This is a genomic window from Streptomyces sp. NPDC005811 (genome assembly GCF_040630405.1).
GTDB lineage: Bacteria > Actinomycetota > Actinomycetes > Streptomycetales > Streptomycetaceae > Streptomyces.
In genome coordinates this window covers 14,810-30,909 of sequence record NZ_JBEXXK010000080.1, presented here as the reverse complement: position 1 = coordinate 30,909, position 16,100 = coordinate 14,810, and the positions used below count along the sequence as shown (strand labels likewise).

The following is a 16,100-nucleotide window of genomic DNA, read 5'->3' as shown; positions in this document are numbered from 1 at the left end:
GTGGTGGGGCCGGATCACCGGTTCGGGCGAGCAGGGCACTCGAAAGCCGTAACGACGGTGGCGGCACATCTTTTTGTATGACTTTCATATGACTACGTATCAGTAGGGCAATTTCATCCCCCGCAGGGAGGACGGAGCCGGCATGGCCTCACAGCAGCGACGCGCCCGGTCCCGGCGGCCGGCCCTCGCCGTCGTCACGGCGGCCGCGGTGTCGGTGGCCCTGGCTTCCGGCCCCGGACCCGCCGTCGCCGACCCCGACCCGGTGCCGAGCACGACACCGGCGCAGACCGAACAGGCGGCACCCCCGCAGGACCCCGGCACCCAGCCGCCACCCCCACCCGTCCCCGCCGCCCCGACCACCGCGACCACCGCGACCGGGGACACCGAGTCCCCCGACCCGGCGGCCACACCCACCCCTGCCCCTCCGACGGATTCCGCGTCCGCGTCCGCCTCTGCCTCTGCCTCTGCCTCTGCCGCCGCCCCCGCCCCCGTCCCCACCCCCGCCTTCGGCGCCTACCTCGACTTCGGTGCGCGCGGGGTGGCCCGGATCGCCCAGCTCAGCGCCTGGCTGGGCGGGGCCGAGCTGCGGGTCGGGCACACCTATCTGCCGGGTGACCAGTGGCGGAACATCGAGGGCCCGCCCGGCTTCCTCGACGTATGGGCGCACTGGCGGCGGGAGAAGGACGACCGGATGCTCGTCCTCAACGTGCCCATGCTGGAACGCAACGAGGAGGGCGTCTCCGACCCCGAGGTCCGCGATCTGCTCCAGCGGGGCGCGGCCGGGGAGTTCGACCACCACTTCCGTGCCCTCGCCGAGCGGCTGGTCGGGCTCGGGGTGCCGGACACCGTGATCGTGCTCGGCTGGGAGATGAACGGCACGACGTACACCCACCGCTGCGGCCCGGACCCCGAGGCCTGGAAGGCGTACTGGAACCGGATCGTCACCGCCATGCGCGCGGTGCCGGACCAGCGGTTCCGCTTCGACTTCGCGCCCACCCGGGGCCGGGACGCCGTGCCGTGGACGGAGTGCTACCCCGGGGACGGCACGGTCGACATCATCGGCATGGACGCCTACGACCAGCCGAGCGGGCTCTCCTTCGACGAGCAGGTGTCCGAGCCGCTCGGCCTCCAGGAGCACGTCGACTTCGCCCGGACGCACGGCAAGCCCGTCTCGTATCCCGAATGGGGACTGTTCCGCAACGGCGACAACGCGGAGTACATGCGCCGCATGCTCGACTGGATGGACCGGCACGGAGCCCTCTACAACACGCTGACCGACTACTGCCCGCACGGGGTGTGGCAGTGCCGCAGGAACCCGCTCTCGTCCGCGGTCTACCGCTCCCTCCTGTCCCCCGAGTCCCCCGAGTTCCCCGAGACCTCCGAGACCTCCGAGACCATCGTGGCTCCCGCGACCCCGACCGCCTCGACCGCCCCGACCGCGCCCACGTCCCCCCGGCGCCCGGACACCTGCACGCCGATCGTGCTCGGGGAGTGGCTGGAGAGCCGGCTCGGCGGCCGGCTCTGTCTGCGGCTCGGCTGGTGGTCGCCCGCCCGCTGAACCGACCGGGGCGGGCGGGACCCCGTCAGGTCCCCCCGCCACCGGCGCGCTCCTTCCGCCGCTCCCAGCGCAGCAGCAGTTCCTTGCCCCGCCGCCGGGCGGCCACGTCGCAGACGACCGCCGACAGCAGCGGGGCGGTCCGCCGCCGGGCCAGCAGCAGCCGCTGGTTGACGACGGGTTCGGGCCGCCAGTGATGCTTGTACGGCTCGTCGCCGCGCAGCAGGCTCAGCGCGGCCCGCCCCCCGTCCCGCGCGTGCTCGGCGCACGCGTCGAGCAGCATCACCGCCACGTCCGCCTTGCGCTCCCGCAGCCGGGGATGGGCACCGTAGAGGTACCCGCCCGCCAGCCGCTGCGACAGCAGGGTCAGATCGACGGCCACCACGTCGTCGTCCAGCCGGAACTCGGTGACCACCGCGTTGCCCGAGCGCACCATCGGGCCGACCGAGCGCACCAGGTGCTCGCAGAAGCGCGGCCGCAGATGCTCCCCGGTCACCTTGCGGCCCTGCCACTGCAACCGGTGCAGGTGGAGGAGCCGGTGCAGCGCCGCGTCCACCTCGTCGGGCCGTACGGCGTGCCGCTCCACGCCCAGCGCGGTCAGCTTGCGCAGCTTGGCCCGCACCCGCTGGGCCTTCGCCGACGGCAGCCGGGCGACCAGCTCGTCCATGGGCAGGGCCGGCAGCTCCAGGCACAGCGAGTCGCCCACCCGCCGCCGCGGCCCGCGCCAGCGCTCGTAGACCTGCTCGACCGCGCTGCCCGGCCGGACCTCGCGGAAGTCGATGACGGCCGTGCGGGCGGCCGCCGCGAGGCCTTCGGTGAGCGCGGTGACGGCCCGCTCGCCGCGGCCGTCGTCGACGAGGACGTCCGCGTAGTCGGAGATCGCCCCGCCCAGCGGGACCAGCGAGGGCACCGGGCGGCGGAGGGCCATCAGCGGGGCGACGGCGAGCAGTTCGGCGCCGTCGCGGACCACGAGCAGACGCAGCCGGCCGGGGGTGCCGTACGACAGCCACCACGAGTGCAGCCAGGCGTGGCTCTGGAACGGGGTGGCCGTCGCGCACCGCCGGTAGAGCCGGTCCCAGGCGGGCGCGAGCCCGGCGAAGTCCCGCTCCCCGGTGATGAGTTCGGTGACGAGTCCGGTGGCGAGTCCGGTGGCGTACGGCGGTTTCACAGCGCTCCATGGAGTACGTCGTCCCGCGCGGCCGGGGCCGGTACGGCGGTCGCGGCGCCCGGCGTCTCCCGCTCCCGTCGCGGCCGGACCAGCAGCACCAGCCCGCCGAGCAGCCCGCCCGCGCTCGCCCCCACGAGGGAGGTCAGCGCCGGGGACGGCGAGGACGGGTCGGTGGGCGCGACCGCGCGGGCGAACTGCTGGAGTTCGACGTTGGTGGTGCTGCGGGTGCTCAGCGCGCGCTCGGTCAGGGAGCGGGACACCGCGTTGGCCATGGCGGCGGCCAGAGCGGCGCGCGGCGCGGTGGCCGTGACGGCGACCATCGGGGCGTCCGGGGAGGTCGCCGTCGTCACATGGCGCTGCAGTGTGCGGGCCGGCACCCCCGCCGCCGACTCGGCGTCCCCGAGCACCGCGAGCTGGGTGGCGACCCGCCCGTAGGCCTGCGCGAAGCCCAGCGCGGACGCCGGGTCGGACTTCTCGGTGGGGACGGCGACGACATACGCGGTGGCCGTGTACTCGGGCGGGGTGAGCGCGCCGTACGCGCCGCCGGCCAGACCGCCGGCGACGACTCCGGCGGCCAGCAGGGACCACGGCGGGAGCGACCTGGCGCGACGGAGGGCGGAGGGCCGGCGGCGGGGATGCGAGGTCATGCGGAACTGACTCCCTGGGGTGTCGGGGAAGCGTCGGCGGAGGCGGGGGACGGCAGGGGCCGTCCGGTGACGGCGGCCGTGTACACGTCCATGAGCCGGCCGGCGCTGCGGGCGATGTCGTAGCGGTGGGCCGCGTCGGGCGCGGTGCGCGGGCCGGGGGGTGCGGCGCGGGCCTCGGTGAGCGCGCGGACGAACGCCTCGGTGCCGCCGGTGACCCGGTGGGCGCCGGGGACGGTGAGGCCGTCGAGGGCGGGGCAGGAGGCGTAGCGCACGGGGAGTCCGCAGGCCAGCGCCTCGACCACGGCGAGTCCGAAGGTCTCCTCGGGGGACGGGGAGACGAGCACGTCCATCGCGCAGACGAGGGACGGCAGATCGGGTCCTGGGGTGCCGTCGGGATCGTAGGGGCGTTCGCCGGTGAGCAGGACCCGGTCCCCGACCCCCGCCTGCCGCGCGAGGCGGCGCAGCGCCTCCTCCTCGGGGCCGCCGCCGACCAGCAGCAGCCGGGAGTCGGCGGGCAGCCCGGCGAGGGCGCGGACGGCGACGTCGAAGCGCTTGCCCGCGGTCAGCCGCCCGATGCCGCCGACGACGTACGCGTCCCGCGGCAGCCCGAGCTGTCGGCGGGCCCGCTCGCGGGCGGCCGCGTCGAAGCGGAAGCGGGCCAGGTCGATGCCGTTGGGCACCACCGCGATCCGGGTGTTCGCCACGCCCCAGCCGCGCAGCCGCCCGGCGACCGCGGGGGAGACCGCGACCGTGGCGCGGCCGAGCCGCTCACTGGCGAGATACAGCGCCCGGACCCCGGCGGTCAGCCGCCGGCCCTCCAACTGGGTTCCGCCCAGGGAGTGTTCGGTGGCGACGACCGCCCGCACCCCGGCGAGCCGGGCGGCGGGGCGGCCGTAGACGCAGGCCCGGTAGAGATGGGTGTGGACGAGGTCGTAGCGGCCGGCCCGGATGATCCGCACCAGGCGGGGCAGCGCGGCCAGGTCGCGGTTGCCGCGCATCCCGAGGTCGGTGACCCGGACCCCGTCGGCCCGCAGCCCGTCGGCCACCGCGCCCGGGTTCGTCAGGGTCACGACGTCGCAGTCGGCCGCCAGATGCGGCAGCAGCAGCCGCAGCTGCTGCTCGGCGCCGCCCACGCCGAGGCCGGTGATGATGTGCAGGACCCTCACCGCTGCGCCTCGACCCGGCGGCGGCGCAGCGGGTGCAGCCGGTACTTGAGGAAGAGGCGCGCGGAGGTGTCGTTCTGGCCGACGTGGACGCGCGGGAAGGCGTACGGGCCGGTGAGCGGGCCGGGGTCGATCGCGCAGGCGTAGGTGTAACCGGCGTCGCGCACGGCGTCCACGGCCCGCCGGTCGATCGTGCCGTAGGGGTAGCAGAAGCCGGCGGGCGGTGTGCCCAGCAGCTCGCCGAGGGCGTCGCGGCTGCCTGCGGTCTCCGCCTTCAGGGTGGGGTCGTCGGCGCGGGTGAGGTCGAGGTGGGTGAGGCCGTGCGAGCCGATCTCGACGCCCTCGGCGGCGGCCTGCCGGATGCCGTCGGCGGTGAGCAGCGGTTTGCGCGGGCCGAGCGGGTCCCAGGCGTTGTCGCCGCCGAGCCGGCCGGGCAGCACGAAGAGGGTGGCCGTGCAGCCGTGGCGGCGCAGGACGGGCAGGGCGTGGGTGAGGAAGTCGGCGTACCCGTCGTCGAAGGTGAGGCCGACGAGTCCGCCGGGGGCGGGCGCGGCGAGCAGCTCGGCCATGGAGACGCCTCGCAGGCCCCGCCGGGCCAGCCAGGCGAGCTGCCGGTCCAGCCGCTCGGGGGTGATGGTGACGCGGTACGGGTCGTCGGCGCGGTCCTCGGTCACCGAGTGGTACATCGCCACCCAGGGGACGGAGGTGCGTCTGGTGGGGTCAGGAGCGGCCAAGGGAGTTCCTCCGGGTCGCGGAACGTACGGAACGGAGTGCGCGGGCGACGCCCTGGACGCCCAGGGCCCGGCCCAGCAGGGCGAAGACGGCGGTCACGGTGAGCGCGCCGGCGACGAGCCCCGTGAGGGTGCCCGTGCAGCGGCCGGTGACGAGGAGGCCCGCCACGGTCGCGAACAGCGCGGCGAGGACCGGGCGGCCGAGTTCGAGCAGGACGGCCCGGGTACGCAGCGGGACGCTGCGGGGGCCCGTCCCGGCCAGCAGGACCAGCGCGGTGACGGTGATGCCGGCCGCGTTGGCGACGGCGATCCCGTACACCCCCCAGGGGCCCACGCTCAGCGCGCCGACGCCGGACGTCACCAGGATCCCGGTGGCCATCGCACCCACCGGGTACCAGCGGCCGCGGCCGCCGGAGAAGTAGGAGCGGACGAGGACGCCGGTCAGGGTCTGGCCGAGCAGCCCCAGCGCGTACACCCGCATCACCCCGGCCGTGGCCGCGGTGTCCCGCGCGGTGAACGCGCCCCGCTGGAAGAGGATCTCGATGATCTGCGGGGCGCACGCCACCACGGCGGCGGTGCCGAGCAGCACGATGCACGCGGCCAGCGACAGGTCCCGCTCCACCCGGGTCCGGGCCCGCTCGGTGTCCCCCTCGGCCAGCGCCCGCGCGACCACCGGGAAGGTGACCGTGCAGACCATCACCGACAGGATCATCGGCATCTGCGCGACCTTCTGCGCGTAGTTGAGGTGCGAGATCGCCCCGGCGGGCAGGTTCGAGGCGAGGAACCGCTCGATGAGCACCTGCGACTGCCGGCACAGGGCGAACAGCAGCACGGTGGTCAGCAGCGCGGTGTCCAGCGGCCGGGGCTCCTCCCCGGCGGCCTCCCGGGAAGCGGCGGCTCCCTTCCTCAACTGCCCTACCAGCGAGGGAAGTTGTACGAGAACCATCAGCACCCCGCCGACCGCGACCCCGGCCGCCGCCGAGCGCACCCCCCACCGCCCGCCGAGCGCGAACATCCCGGTGACGATGCCGACGTTGTACGCCACGTAGATCGCCGCGGGCGCCACGAACCGCCGGTGCGCGCGCAGGGCGGCGCTGCAGTATCCGGCGAGTCCGAAGCTCACCACACAGGTCGCGGTCAGCCGGGTGCAGTCCACGGCGAGCGCCGGGTCGGGCAGCCCCGGGGCGAGGATCCCGACCAGCTGGGGGGCGATGCCGGCGAGCAGGGCGCCGATCGCGACGAACGCCAGCGACAGCCGCGGGAGCGTGCCCGCGACCAGGGCGCGCACCGGATCGCCGGGGGCGCCCTGGGCCCGCCGGGCCAGCGCCATGCTGAACGCGGGGATCAGCGCGAACGCCAGCCCGTCCTCGATGAGCAGGGTCGCCGCGAACTCCGGCACGGTCCACGCCACGAGAAAGGCGTCCGTGTCACTGCCCGCCCCGAACAGCCGCGCCAGCGCCTGGTCCCGGACCAGCCCGAGCAGCGACCCGGCGACCGAGAGCACGGCGGTGACGAGCGCGGCCTTGGCGAGAAACCCCCCGGAGACCGGGGGACTCCCACTGCCCCCCGCCTCCCCACCACCCCGAGCCACCGGCACGACCGCACCACCACCGGCCCGCCCCGCACGCCGCCCGCCCCGCCCGGACAACACCTTCACCTTCACGCCCCACCCTCCCCGGTTCCCACTTCCTGAGCCCCCACCGGGGTCTCCTCGCCGCGAGGTGCCCGCGCGCTCGCCGTGGCCTTCCCGGCCGGTGGCACCAGCGCATCCGCCGCGCTCTCCTCGGCCCCCGAGACCCGGACCCCCGCCGCGGCCTCCCCGGCCCCCGGGCCCCGGACCCCCGCCGCGGCCTCGCCGCCCGTCAGCGCCCACCACGCGACCAGGCCGAGGACCACGGCGGTCAGGACGGTCGAGGGGCCGCCGATATCGGCGTACATGAAGTCCACGAGCTGCCAGACCAGCAGGCCGCAGGCCGTGAGGGCGCAGTCCAGGCCGGGGCCGGTGCGGCGGGCCCGGAGCAGGCCGCGCAGGGCGAGGAGCAGCAGTGCCAGCCAGCCCCCGGCGAGGGCCAGCAGGCCGATCAGGCCCTGCTCGCTGAGGACCAGCAGATACATGTTGTGCGGGGACAGCAGAGGCTGCCGTACGAAGCCGGAGCCCGCGCCGTCCGTGTCGCTGCCGGAGGACAGCGCGAGCGAGGCGTGCGCGTCGCGGTGCTCGGGGAATCCCTTCAGTCCGACCCCGGTCAGCGGATGCTCGCGCCACATGCCCACCGCCGCCGCCCACATCGTGTACCGGTCGGTGACCGACTGGTCCGGCGCGTCCGTGACCTGCGTGATGCTGCCGACCCGCTCCTGAAGCATCGCCGAGCCCACCCCGAACCCGCCGACCAGCACCACCCCGGCCGCGACCCCGACCGCCCCCACCTTCAGCGCCCGCACCGGCCCGGCCAGCACCAGCTGCACCGAGCAGGTCACCGCGGTCGCGATCCAGGCACCCCGGCTGAAGGACAGCGCGAGCGGGACGCACAGCAGGAGGGCGGCCAGTGCGGCGACCGTCCGCCGCCGTGCCGAGGTCCGGCCCAGCGCCAGCCCCACCGCGCAGACCAGCCCGAACGACACCACCGTCGCCATGCCCATCACGTCCTGCGGCCCGAACGTGCCGACCGCGCGGATCATCTCCCCCTGGTACGAGGCCCCGGTCCCGGTGACGAACTGATGGACGCCCACCGCGCCCTGCCAGCCCGCCAGCGCCACGAACGCCCAGGCCAGCACCCGCAGATCACGCCGGTCCCGGACGAGCAGCAGCACCGCCGCCGGCACCAGCACGAACACCTGGAGATAGCGGCCGAGCCCGGTCAGCCCCTCGCCCGGCGAGGACGCCCCCGCCGCGGCGAGCGCGAGCCCCGCCACCGGCAGCCCCAGCACCACCGCGGCCGTACGGGACAGCGGGCGCCGCCGCTGCCGTACCAGCCGGACCAGGCAGAACAGCACGACGAGCGCGGAGACCGCGTCCGCCGGCCCGGCCCCGCCCTCCCCGCCGGGCGCGACGGGCAGGGCCAGCACGGCGATCACCGCGACGACCGGCAGCACCGGCGACACGGACCGGGCGGCACCCGGCAGAGGCAGCACATACGTCATGGGCGGGCTCAGCTCCCGGTCGGTCGCACGAGGGCGGCCGCGGTGCGCACCAGGATGCACACATCCTGCCACAGCGACCAGTTGTCGATGTACGCGTTGTCGAAGCGCGCCCGGTCCTCGATCGACGTGTCGCCGCGCAGCCCGTACACCTGGGCGAGCCCGGTGATGCCGACCCGCATCCGGTGACGCGCCGCGTAACCGGGATACGTCTGGCTGAACTGGCCGACGAAGAAAGGCCGCTCCGGACGCGGCCCGACCAGGCTCATGTCGCCCCGCAGCACGTTCCACAACTGGAGCAGCTCGTCCAGCGAACTCTTGCGCAGGAACCGGCAGAACGGGTTCATCCGCACCTCCCCGGCCACGTTCCACCGGGTCGCGGACTCGTGCTCGTCGACCGGCCGCAGCGTGCGGAACTTCAGCAGCGTGAACGGCAGCCCGTCCTTGCCGATGCGCTCCTGACGGAAGACCACCCCCGGCCCGTCGGTGCAGCGCAGCACCGCCGCGCACACCAGCAGCAGCGGGCTGATCAGCAGCAGCAGCGTCCCCGACACCAGGACGTCGAGCAGCCGCTTGCCGGGACTGTCCCGCCGCCCGGACCCCAGGTCCAGCCGGCGGCAGGCGAACCCGGCGAGCTGCTCCCGGCCGGTGTACGAGGGCGAGTCGGCGTCGACCTCCCACACCGTGCAACCGGAAGCGGTCAGCGCCCGCAGCAGGGGGCCCTGCTTGGAGCGGACGGCGGGGTGGACGCACAGCACGTCCCGGACGCCGTTCTGGATCAGGGCCCGCTGCACCTCCTGGCCGGTGGTCAGCACCGGCAGCCCGTCGGGGCCGTCCGGCCGCTCCGCGACCACGCCCACCGGCCGCACCCCGCACCGCGGATGGCGCAGCAGCGCGGCGGCCACCCGCTGGGCGGTCGCGGCGGGCCCGATGACGAGCGCGGCGCGCGGATGCCGGACCATCGCCCGGCGGCTCCGCAGATGCACGAGCGCCCGCCCGGCACAGGCGGTCAGGACCTGTGCGGCGAAGCCGGTGGCCAGGGTGTGCGCGGTGAGCGCGTGCCCGGGGTGCCAGGCCGCGGCGAGCGCCCCGAGTGCCAGCCAGGCCACCGTGACCCGGCCGCAGAGGGTGGGCAGCTCGTCCAGCACGCCGCGCACGGCCGGCTGCCGCCGGGGCCGCACCGCTAAGGCCAGTGCCGCCAGCACGGCCATCAGGGCCCGGTGGTGGCCCGCCCCGAGCAGCACCGCCCCGCCCGCCAGCGCGGCGAGGCCGTCGGCGAGCAGCAGCAGCGGGGGCGCGGCGGCCCGGACCGGGGGACGCCGGGCCGGGAATCGGAGGCCCGCGCCGGTGCTTTCCGGCCGGGGGATGACGGACAGGGGCGGATAGCCGCCCTGGACGCCGGTCGGGGCGACGGTCGATTGCGCAGTACTTTCCGCAGTCACGGGTGGATGGACTCCCTGGACTCGGTGGGCACGACCTGGGGCGCGGGCCCGGGACGGAGCAGGTCGCGGTACACGTCCGCGACCGCGGCCGCCGTGCGCCGCACATCGTGCGTGGACAGGACGTGACGGCGCCCCCGCTCGCCGAGCGAGGCCCGCAGCGGCGCGTCGGACAGCAGCGCGGCGACGGCCCCGGACAGCGCCGCCGGATCGCCGGCGGGCACCAGACAGCGGGGGACGAGCGCGGGCGGCAGGCTCTCGCGCGCGCCGTCCACCTCGGTCACCACCACCGGCCGCCCGCAGGCCAGCGCCTCCAGCGGGGCCAGCGCCATGCCCTCCCAGCGGGAGGGCAGCACCACCAGGTCGGCGGCCCGGTACCAGGGGACCGTGTCGTCGACGGCCCCCGCGAACAGCACCGACTCCGGTGCCGCCGCCCGCAGCCGCTCCGCGTCCGGCCCGTCCCCGACGAGCACGAGCCGCGCCGCGGGCAGCCGCCGTACGACGTCCGCCCAGGCCTGAAGCAGTACGTCCTGCCCCTTCTGCGGGCACAGCCGTCCGACGCACACCGCGAGCGGCGCGGCCGGGTCGACCTCCGGCAGGAGGGCGGCGCGTACGCCGTCGCCCGCGCCGGGGTGGAACCGCTCGGTGTCCACGCCGTTGGGGACGACGCTCCACCGGCCGGTGATTCCCGCGCCGAGCCCGGTCGCGCGCTCGGCCTCGCTCACGCACACCAGCCGGCCAGCCCAGCGCGCCCCGAACCGCTCCCACCGCAGGGCGAGCGCGGCGGTGGCCCCGCCGACCGCCTCGAACGACCAGGCGTGCGGCTGGAACACCGTCGGGATCCGCCCCCGCACGGCGAGCCGGCCGGCCAGTCCCGCCTTCGCACTGTGGGCGTGCACCAGCGCGGGGCGTACCTGGTCGAGCAGGCGTACGAGCCGTCGTACCTCACCCGGCAGCGAGGGCCCGGGGGACCGGGTCGCCTCCCAGCGCCGCACCTCGGCGCCCAGGGCGCGCAGGCCGTCGGCGAGGGGGCTGTCGGGGCAGGCCACGGTGACGTGCAGCCCGGCGGCGAGCTGGGCCCGCGTCAGGTCGGTGACGACGCGGGCCACGCCGCCGTCCACAGGCTGGGTGAGATGCAGGACCCGGGTTCCGACGTCGGGTTCTGGCTGGTGCATCGCGGGTTTTCCTCGCTCACGGTGGCGCTCGGGACGGGCCGGAACGCGCCGACTGCTTCGTCCGTGTCCCGGTGGCCGCGAAGAGCGCCCCCGGTCCACGCCGCGTCCCGGTGGAAAACGAGCCTGAACGTCCGCTGGTCACCACCGGGCCGCAACCCGCGCCGAGATCGAACACGTCACCGCAACGGCCCACGACGCCGGTGTGCGCCGGGACGTGCGCCGCCGGAGCCGCCCCGGCCCGCTGATCACCGTGTTCAACACATCGTCGGATGGGCAGACCGGCTCGCCGCGGGCCGGGGCGGGAGCGGCGCGACCCGGGTGTCATCGAGCGCATGGGCGAATCAGTTCACTCCTTTGGCGGCACAACCCCGGGCGGCGCAGCGCGTTGACACAGCGCCGGGCATCCCCGCCCGGGTGATGGGTGTCAACACCCCAAGTCAAAACCCCAAGGAGCACTTCTCCATGTCGCGTATCGCGAAGGGCCTGGTCCTGACCTCCGTTGCCGCTGCGGCCGTCGCCGGCGCCTCCGGCATCGCCGCCGCCGACAGCGGCGCGAGCGGTGTCGCCGAGCACTCCCCGGGCGTGCTCTCGGGCAACGTCATCCAGGCCCCGATCCACATCCCGGTCAACGTCTGCGGCAACACCGTCGACATCGTGGGCCTGCTGAACCCGGCCTTCGGGAACACCTGCGTCAACGACTGACGTCACCTCACGTCCTCGTCGAACGGCCGCCCTCCCCCGGGAGAGCGGCCGTTCGGCGTCGCCCGCCCCCTTTGATCACTTACCTCTTTGACCCCTCTGATCTCGGAAGGAACCCGATGAAGTCCCTCAAGGCCGCCGTCGTCGTCGCAGGGTCCGTCGTCCTCGCCGGCGCCGCCGCACCCGCGTTCGCCCACGACACCGCCGACCTCACGCCCACCAGCCTCAACGGCGCCGTGAACACCCTCACCAAGGGCGATCTCACCGCCCGGGACGTGATGCCGCTCCAGCAGCAGTCGAACGCGCTCGACACCGAGAACAAGGGCTCCCTGCTCAACGCGGTCAACGGCGCGGCCGGCGCCCTCAACCAGCACACCAAGCTGCTCGGCGGGCTTCCCCTGAACGGCTGACCCACCCCCTTTGCGCGGGGCCGGTCCCGTACGGACGGGACCGGCGTCCCTCGTTCGTGTGGAGCACCTCCGAGGCGTCCCCCGGTCGGGTGAGAACACCCCGGCCGCCCGCCACGGCGCTTGTAAGGTCGCGCGGTGACCTCAACCCCAAGCACCACCCGCCCCTTCAGCGTGGCCGACCTGGGCACCCTCGTCGTGATGCCGTGGAGCGGCGAGGCCCCCGACGGCAGCGACATGCCCTACCTGCTCGCCTACTCCCTCGGTGACGCCGCGGACGGCGGCGCCGAGACCACCGCCGTGGCCATCGAGCGGCTGCTCGGCGACAACGGCCTGCCCGTCGGCGGCGACCTCGTCGACGGCGCCGCACGGCCCAGCCTGCCGGTCACGCTGCTCGTCACGGCCGGCTCGGCCGTCCTGAACCTGCCGATGCTCAACGCCCAGTGCGTGCCGCCGCCCGAGTGGATCGACGCCGTCGAGGCCCGCGGCTACGCCTATCTCGTCTTCACCACCCGCCCGTGGCCCGAGGCCGTCCCCGGCCGGCCCGTCGAGCCCGAGGCGCTGGCCGCGTTCGCGGGCGCCGAGGAGACCCTCACCGCGGCGGCCCACATCGTGCTGCCCGCCCGCAGCCTGCGCGGCTGACACCCGTGGCCCCGGCCGAGCACAACAGGACGGCGGGCGCGGCGGGCGCGGCGCGCACCGGCCGCGGTCTCGCCGTACTGCTCGTGCTGTGCGGCGCGGCCGGGCTGCTGGCCTCCTGGGTCATCACCCTCGACAAGTTCAAGCTGCTGGAGAACCCGGACTTCGTCCCGGGGTGCAGCCTGAACCCGGTGGTGTCCTGCGGCAGCGTCATGAAGAGCGACCAGGCCTCGGCGTTCGGGTTCCCGAACCCGATGCTGGGCCTGGTGGCCTACGGCGTCGTCGTGTGCGTCGGTATGAGCCTGCTGGCCGGTGCCGTCCTCCCCCGCTGGTACTGGCTCACCTTCACCGCCGGCTGCCTCTTCGGCGTCGGGTTCGTGACCTGGCTCCAGTTCCAGTCCCTGTACCGGATCAACGCGCTGTGCCTGTGGTGCTGTCTGGCCTGGATCGCCACCATCGTGCTGTTCTGGTACGTCGTCTCCCTCGACGTACGCCGGGAGTTCCTGCCGGCACCGCCGGCCGTGCGTGCCTTCTTCGCGGAGTTCACCTGGGTCCTGCCGCTGCTGCATCTCGGCGTCGTCGGGATGCTGATCCTGACCCGCTGGTGGGATTTCTGGACGAGCTGACGATCCGCTCGTCGTACTACTGCGGCAGTCGGGGGATTTGTGCGCTGGCGGCGATTTCGGACTCGTTACCCGCTACGGACGTACAGCCGTACTGCCGTACTGCGGTACAGCCGCACAGCCCCCAGAACTCGACGAAAGGGCCCGCACCCGAGATGAAGCCGACCACCCGAGGAACCCTCGCCGCCGTGCTGACCTGTGTGGCCGCCGTGGCCGGAGCCGCCGCCGCGACCCCCGCCGCGGCGATCGGCACGGTCCCCGTCCCCGTTCCGCTGAACGGCCTGGAGAACTCCCTCGGCATGGAACTGCCCGAGGTCGGCGGCGAGGTCCCGCTGCCGACGCCGGGCTCGCCCGAGGGCCCGCGCTATGCCGAGGGCCGGCTGATCCCCGAGCGGGCCGTCCCGCAGCTCCCCGTCGACGCCGGTCTGCCCGGCGCCGGCGTCCGGGCACCCCTGCCGGAGGTCCTCGGCGACGGCTTCCAGCACCTCGGCCTCGACGCCCCCGCCACCGACCTGCGCACCCTCGGCCCCGGCCTGGCCCTCGACGCCCCGCTCACCCCGCCGAACCCGGACAACTTCGGCCTGCCGGAGCCGAAGCTGCCCCAGGCGGGCGTCCTCACCCCGGTGGCCCAGGCGGTCCCGGCCGCCCGCCTCGGACTGGGGCAGGGCCTCTAGCGCCGCAGCGGACGACGACAGCGCGCCCACGGGCCCGGACGGCCTCCCGTCCGGGCCCGTCCGTGTGCTTCGGGAGCCGGGAGGTGACCCGGAGGGCCGCCGGGCGGTTACCGCTACGGACAACCGCACACGGACTTCCGCACACGAGAAGGAGCACCCCATGGTCGTCGACGTCGACGGAGTACCCGGATCCACGAGGCAGCCCGGGCCGGCCAGAGCCGGTACCCGGCGGGAGACGCTGCGCGGGCTGCTCGGCGTCGCCGCCGGACTCGCACTCGTCCCGGTCGTCGCCGCCGCATGGCCCGGCCCGGTGGACGACACGGGCGGCACCGGCGCCACGGACGACGCGGCCGGCACCGGCTTCGACGAGATCTACCGCGGCCGCCGCATCCAGGGCGTCCTCACCCCGGCCGGCCGCTCGGCCGCCGACGGCGCCCAGTGGGAGGTCACCGTCGACGGCCGCCCGCTGCACCTGATGCGCCGGGCCGACGGCACCTGGCTGAGCATGGTCGACCACTACCGCTCGTACCGCACCCCGCTGGAGGCCGCCCGCGCCGCCGTGGACGAGCTCGGCCCGGGCGAGATGCTGCGCGAGGGCGACGCCCCGGCGTACGGCGGCGGTCACGCGCACGACATGGGAGGACGCCATGGTCTATACGCGTAAGGACGTCAGCACCCTGACCGCCGACGAACGCCGGCGGTTCGTGAAGGCGATGCTGGAGATCAAACGGCGGGGCGAGTACGACGAGTTCGTACGGACGCACATCGACTACTACGTCTCCGACGGCGAGGGCGGCCTGCGTACGGCCCACATGGCGCCCTCCTTCCTCGCCTGGCACCGGCGGTTCCTGCTGGAGCTGGAGAAGGCGCTGCGCCGGGTCGACCCCTCGGTCACCGTGCCGTACTGGGACTGGACGCGCGCCCGCACCGCGACCGCCACGCCCTGGACCGCGGACCTCCTCGGCGGCAACGGACGTGCCTCCGACCGCCAGGTCACCACCGGGCCGTTCGCCTACGCCACCGGCAACTGGACCCTCAAGGAGAACATCACCGACGGCGAGTTCCTCACCCGGGACCTCGGCCGCTCCGCCGGACCCATCGAACTGCCCACCGCGGCCGAACTGGAGTGGGCCCTGAAGGACCCGGTCTACGACACCGCGCCCTGGGACTCGACGGTCACCGAGGGCTTCCGCAACAAGCTGGAGGGGTGGGGCACCGGACGGGGCAGCGTGGCCTGGCGCAACCACAACCGGGTGCACCGGTGGGTCGGCGGGGAGATGCTGGGCGGCGCCTCCGTCAACGACCCCGTGTTCTGGCTCCACCACGCCTTCATCGACCTGGTGTGGACCCGCTGGCAGGCCCGCCACCGCGTCCACCGCTATCTGCCCGCGGAACCGCCCGGCCCGGCGAGCCGGCAGTACCAGCGGGTCGTCTCCCGCAAGGAGAAGCTGCCGCCGTGGAACGTGACACCGGATCAGCTGGAGGACATGTCGGCGGTCTACCGGTACGCGTAGGCCGGTAGGTCGGTGGGCCGGTAGGTCTGTCGGCCGGTAGGTCTGTCGGCCTGCGGGCGGGACAGGCGAGAGCCCCGGCGCTCGAGGTGCCGGGGCTCTGCCGATGCGTGGGGGACGCGTGCGTCAGTCGCCGTAGCCGGCGCCGCCGCGCTTGCCGCCACCGTTGCTGGAGCTGCTGCCGTGGCGGTCGTGACCGTAGTCGCCGCCGTGCTCCTTGCCCTTGTCGTGGCCGCTGACGTTGGCGCAGGTGTTGCCGAAGGCCGGGTTCAGCAGGGCGATGACGTTGACGGTGTTGCCGCAGAGGTTGACCGGGACGTGGACCGGGACCTGGACGACGTTGCCCGACAGGACACCCGGCGAGCCAACGGCCGCACCCTGCGCACCCGCGTCCGCCATGGCCAGGCCGGCCCCGCTGACCACCGCGGCGCCGGTGCCCAGGGCAACGGCCGCCACCTTCGCGATGCGAGACATCACGTTCTCCTTTAAGTGATTCGGTTCGCGCGACAGCAGGGAACGCCGTCGCACATGCCC

At 74.9% G+C, this 16,100-nt stretch carries 17 protein-coding genes; 8 read left to right on the top strand and 9 right to left on the bottom strand.

The genetic code is table 11. The features are described 5' to 3' along the window. Positions 1 to 142: 142 nt before the first annotated feature. Positions 143 to 1,558, top strand: coding sequence for a glycosyl hydrolase (locus ABZ490_RS47965; RefSeq protein WP_359005827.1), 1,416 nt, complete (start codon positions 143 to 145; stop codon positions 1,556 to 1,558). A 25-nt stretch (positions 1,559 to 1,583) separates the two neighbouring features. Here the strand turns inward: ABZ490_RS47965 and ABZ490_RS47960 are convergent, their stop codons facing one another. The 8 genes from ABZ490_RS47960 to ABZ490_RS47925 all read right to left on the bottom strand — a co-directional run bounded on the left by ABZ490_RS47960 (position 1,584) and on the right by ABZ490_RS47925 (position 11,013). Further along, a complete protein-coding gene (locus tag ABZ490_RS47960) occupies positions 1,584 to 2,723 on the bottom strand; it encodes a GNAT family N-acetyltransferase (protein WP_359005824.1) in 1,140 nt (379 codons plus the stop codon). Next, on the bottom strand, positions 2,720 to 3,370 hold the full coding sequence (locus ABZ490_RS47955) for a lipopolysaccharide biosynthesis protein (protein ID WP_359005821.1): 651 nt from the start codon (positions 3,368 to 3,370) through the stop codon (positions 2,720 to 2,722). Before ABZ490_RS47955 ends, ABZ490_RS47960 begins: the two co-directional genes overlap by 4 nt. Beyond that, the gene (locus tag ABZ490_RS47950) at positions 3,367 to 4,536 is read right to left on the bottom strand and encodes a glycosyltransferase (RefSeq protein WP_359005818.1); all 1,170 of its coding nucleotides are present in this window, start codon (positions 4,534 to 4,536) and stop codon (positions 3,367 to 3,369) included. Before ABZ490_RS47950 ends, ABZ490_RS47955 begins: the two co-directional genes overlap by 4 nt. Then, positions 4,533 to 5,219 carry a polysaccharide deacetylase family protein gene (locus ABZ490_RS47945; RefSeq protein ID WP_359005875.1) on the bottom strand — a complete coding sequence of 229 codons (687 nt, stop codon included), beginning with the start codon at positions 5,217 to 5,219 and terminating at the stop codon, positions 4,533 to 4,535. Before ABZ490_RS47945 ends, ABZ490_RS47950 begins: the two co-directional genes overlap by 4 nt. A 34-nt stretch (positions 5,220 to 5,253) precedes the next feature. Further along, positions 5,254 to 6,855 (bottom strand): lipid II flippase MurJ, encoded by a 1,602-nt coding sequence (locus ABZ490_RS47940; RefSeq protein WP_359005872.1) that lies wholly within the window; start codon positions 6,853 to 6,855, stop codon positions 5,254 to 5,256. A gap of 68 nt (positions 6,856 to 6,923) precedes the next feature. After that, on the bottom strand, positions 6,924 to 8,402 hold the full coding sequence (locus ABZ490_RS47935; RefSeq protein ID WP_359005815.1) for an O-antigen ligase family protein: 1,479 nt from the start codon (positions 8,400 to 8,402) through the stop codon (positions 6,924 to 6,926). An 8-nt stretch (positions 8,403 to 8,410) separates the two neighbouring features. Further along, positions 8,411 to 9,775, bottom strand: a complete 1,365-nt coding sequence (locus tag ABZ490_RS47930; RefSeq protein WP_359005869.1) for an exopolysaccharide biosynthesis polyprenyl glycosylphosphotransferase — start codon at positions 9,773 to 9,775, stop codon at positions 8,411 to 8,413. Positions 9,776 to 9,837: 62 nt separating this feature from the next. Further along, on the bottom strand, positions 9,838 to 11,013 hold the full coding sequence (locus ABZ490_RS47925; RefSeq protein WP_359005812.1) for a glycosyltransferase: 1,176 nt from the start codon (positions 11,011 to 11,013) through the stop codon (positions 9,838 to 9,840). A 462-nt stretch (positions 11,014 to 11,475) separates the two neighbouring features. On the opposite strand from ABZ490_RS47925, the gene ABZ490_RS47920 reads away from it, so the two are divergent. The 7 genes from ABZ490_RS47920 to ABZ490_RS47890 all read left to right on the top strand — a co-directional run bounded on the left by ABZ490_RS47920 (position 11,476) and on the right by ABZ490_RS47890 (position 15,569). Next, positions 11,476 to 11,715 (top strand): chaplin, encoded by a 240-nt coding sequence (locus ABZ490_RS47920; protein WP_359005809.1) that lies wholly within the window; start codon positions 11,476 to 11,478, stop codon positions 11,713 to 11,715. A 116-nt stretch (positions 11,716 to 11,831) separates the two neighbouring features. After that, complete coding sequence (locus tag ABZ490_RS47915; RefSeq protein WP_359005806.1) at positions 11,832 to 12,122, top strand: hypothetical protein; 291 nt, start codon at positions 11,832 to 11,834, stop codon at positions 12,120 to 12,122. Positions 12,123 to 12,257: 135 nt separating this feature from the next. Further along, entirely contained in the window at positions 12,258 to 12,761 is a 504-nt protein-coding gene (locus ABZ490_RS47910; protein WP_359005803.1) for a DUF5949 family protein, read from the top strand. Positions 12,762 to 12,838: 77 nt separating this feature from the next. Continuing rightward, on the top strand, positions 12,839 to 13,384 hold the full coding sequence (locus ABZ490_RS47905) for a vitamin K epoxide reductase family protein (RefSeq protein WP_359005866.1): 546 nt from the start codon (positions 12,839 to 12,841) through the stop codon (positions 13,382 to 13,384). A 152-nt stretch (positions 13,385 to 13,536) separates the two neighbouring features. Beyond that, positions 13,537 to 14,055: a hypothetical protein gene (locus tag ABZ490_RS47900; RefSeq protein WP_359005800.1), complete on the top strand. Its 519-nt coding sequence runs from the start codon at positions 13,537 to 13,539 to the stop codon at positions 14,053 to 14,055. A 160-nt stretch (positions 14,056 to 14,215) separates the two neighbouring features. Continuing rightward, positions 14,216 to 14,719 carry a tyrosinase family oxidase copper chaperone gene (locus ABZ490_RS47895; RefSeq protein ID WP_359005797.1) on the top strand — a complete coding sequence of 168 codons (504 nt, stop codon included), beginning with the start codon at positions 14,216 to 14,218 and terminating at the stop codon, positions 14,717 to 14,719. Further along, positions 14,703 to 15,569: a tyrosinase family protein gene (locus ABZ490_RS47890; RefSeq protein ID WP_359005794.1), complete on the top strand. Its 867-nt coding sequence runs from the start codon at positions 14,703 to 14,705 to the stop codon at positions 15,567 to 15,569. Before ABZ490_RS47895 ends, ABZ490_RS47890 begins: the two co-directional genes overlap by 17 nt. A gap of 123 nt (positions 15,570 to 15,692) precedes the next feature. Here ABZ490_RS47890 and ABZ490_RS47885 read toward each other — a convergent pair whose 3' ends face one another. Next, complete coding sequence (locus ABZ490_RS47885; protein WP_359005791.1) at positions 15,693 to 16,040, bottom strand: chaplin; 348 nt, start codon at positions 16,038 to 16,040, stop codon at positions 15,693 to 15,695. Positions 16,041 to 16,100 lie beyond the last annotated feature (60 nt).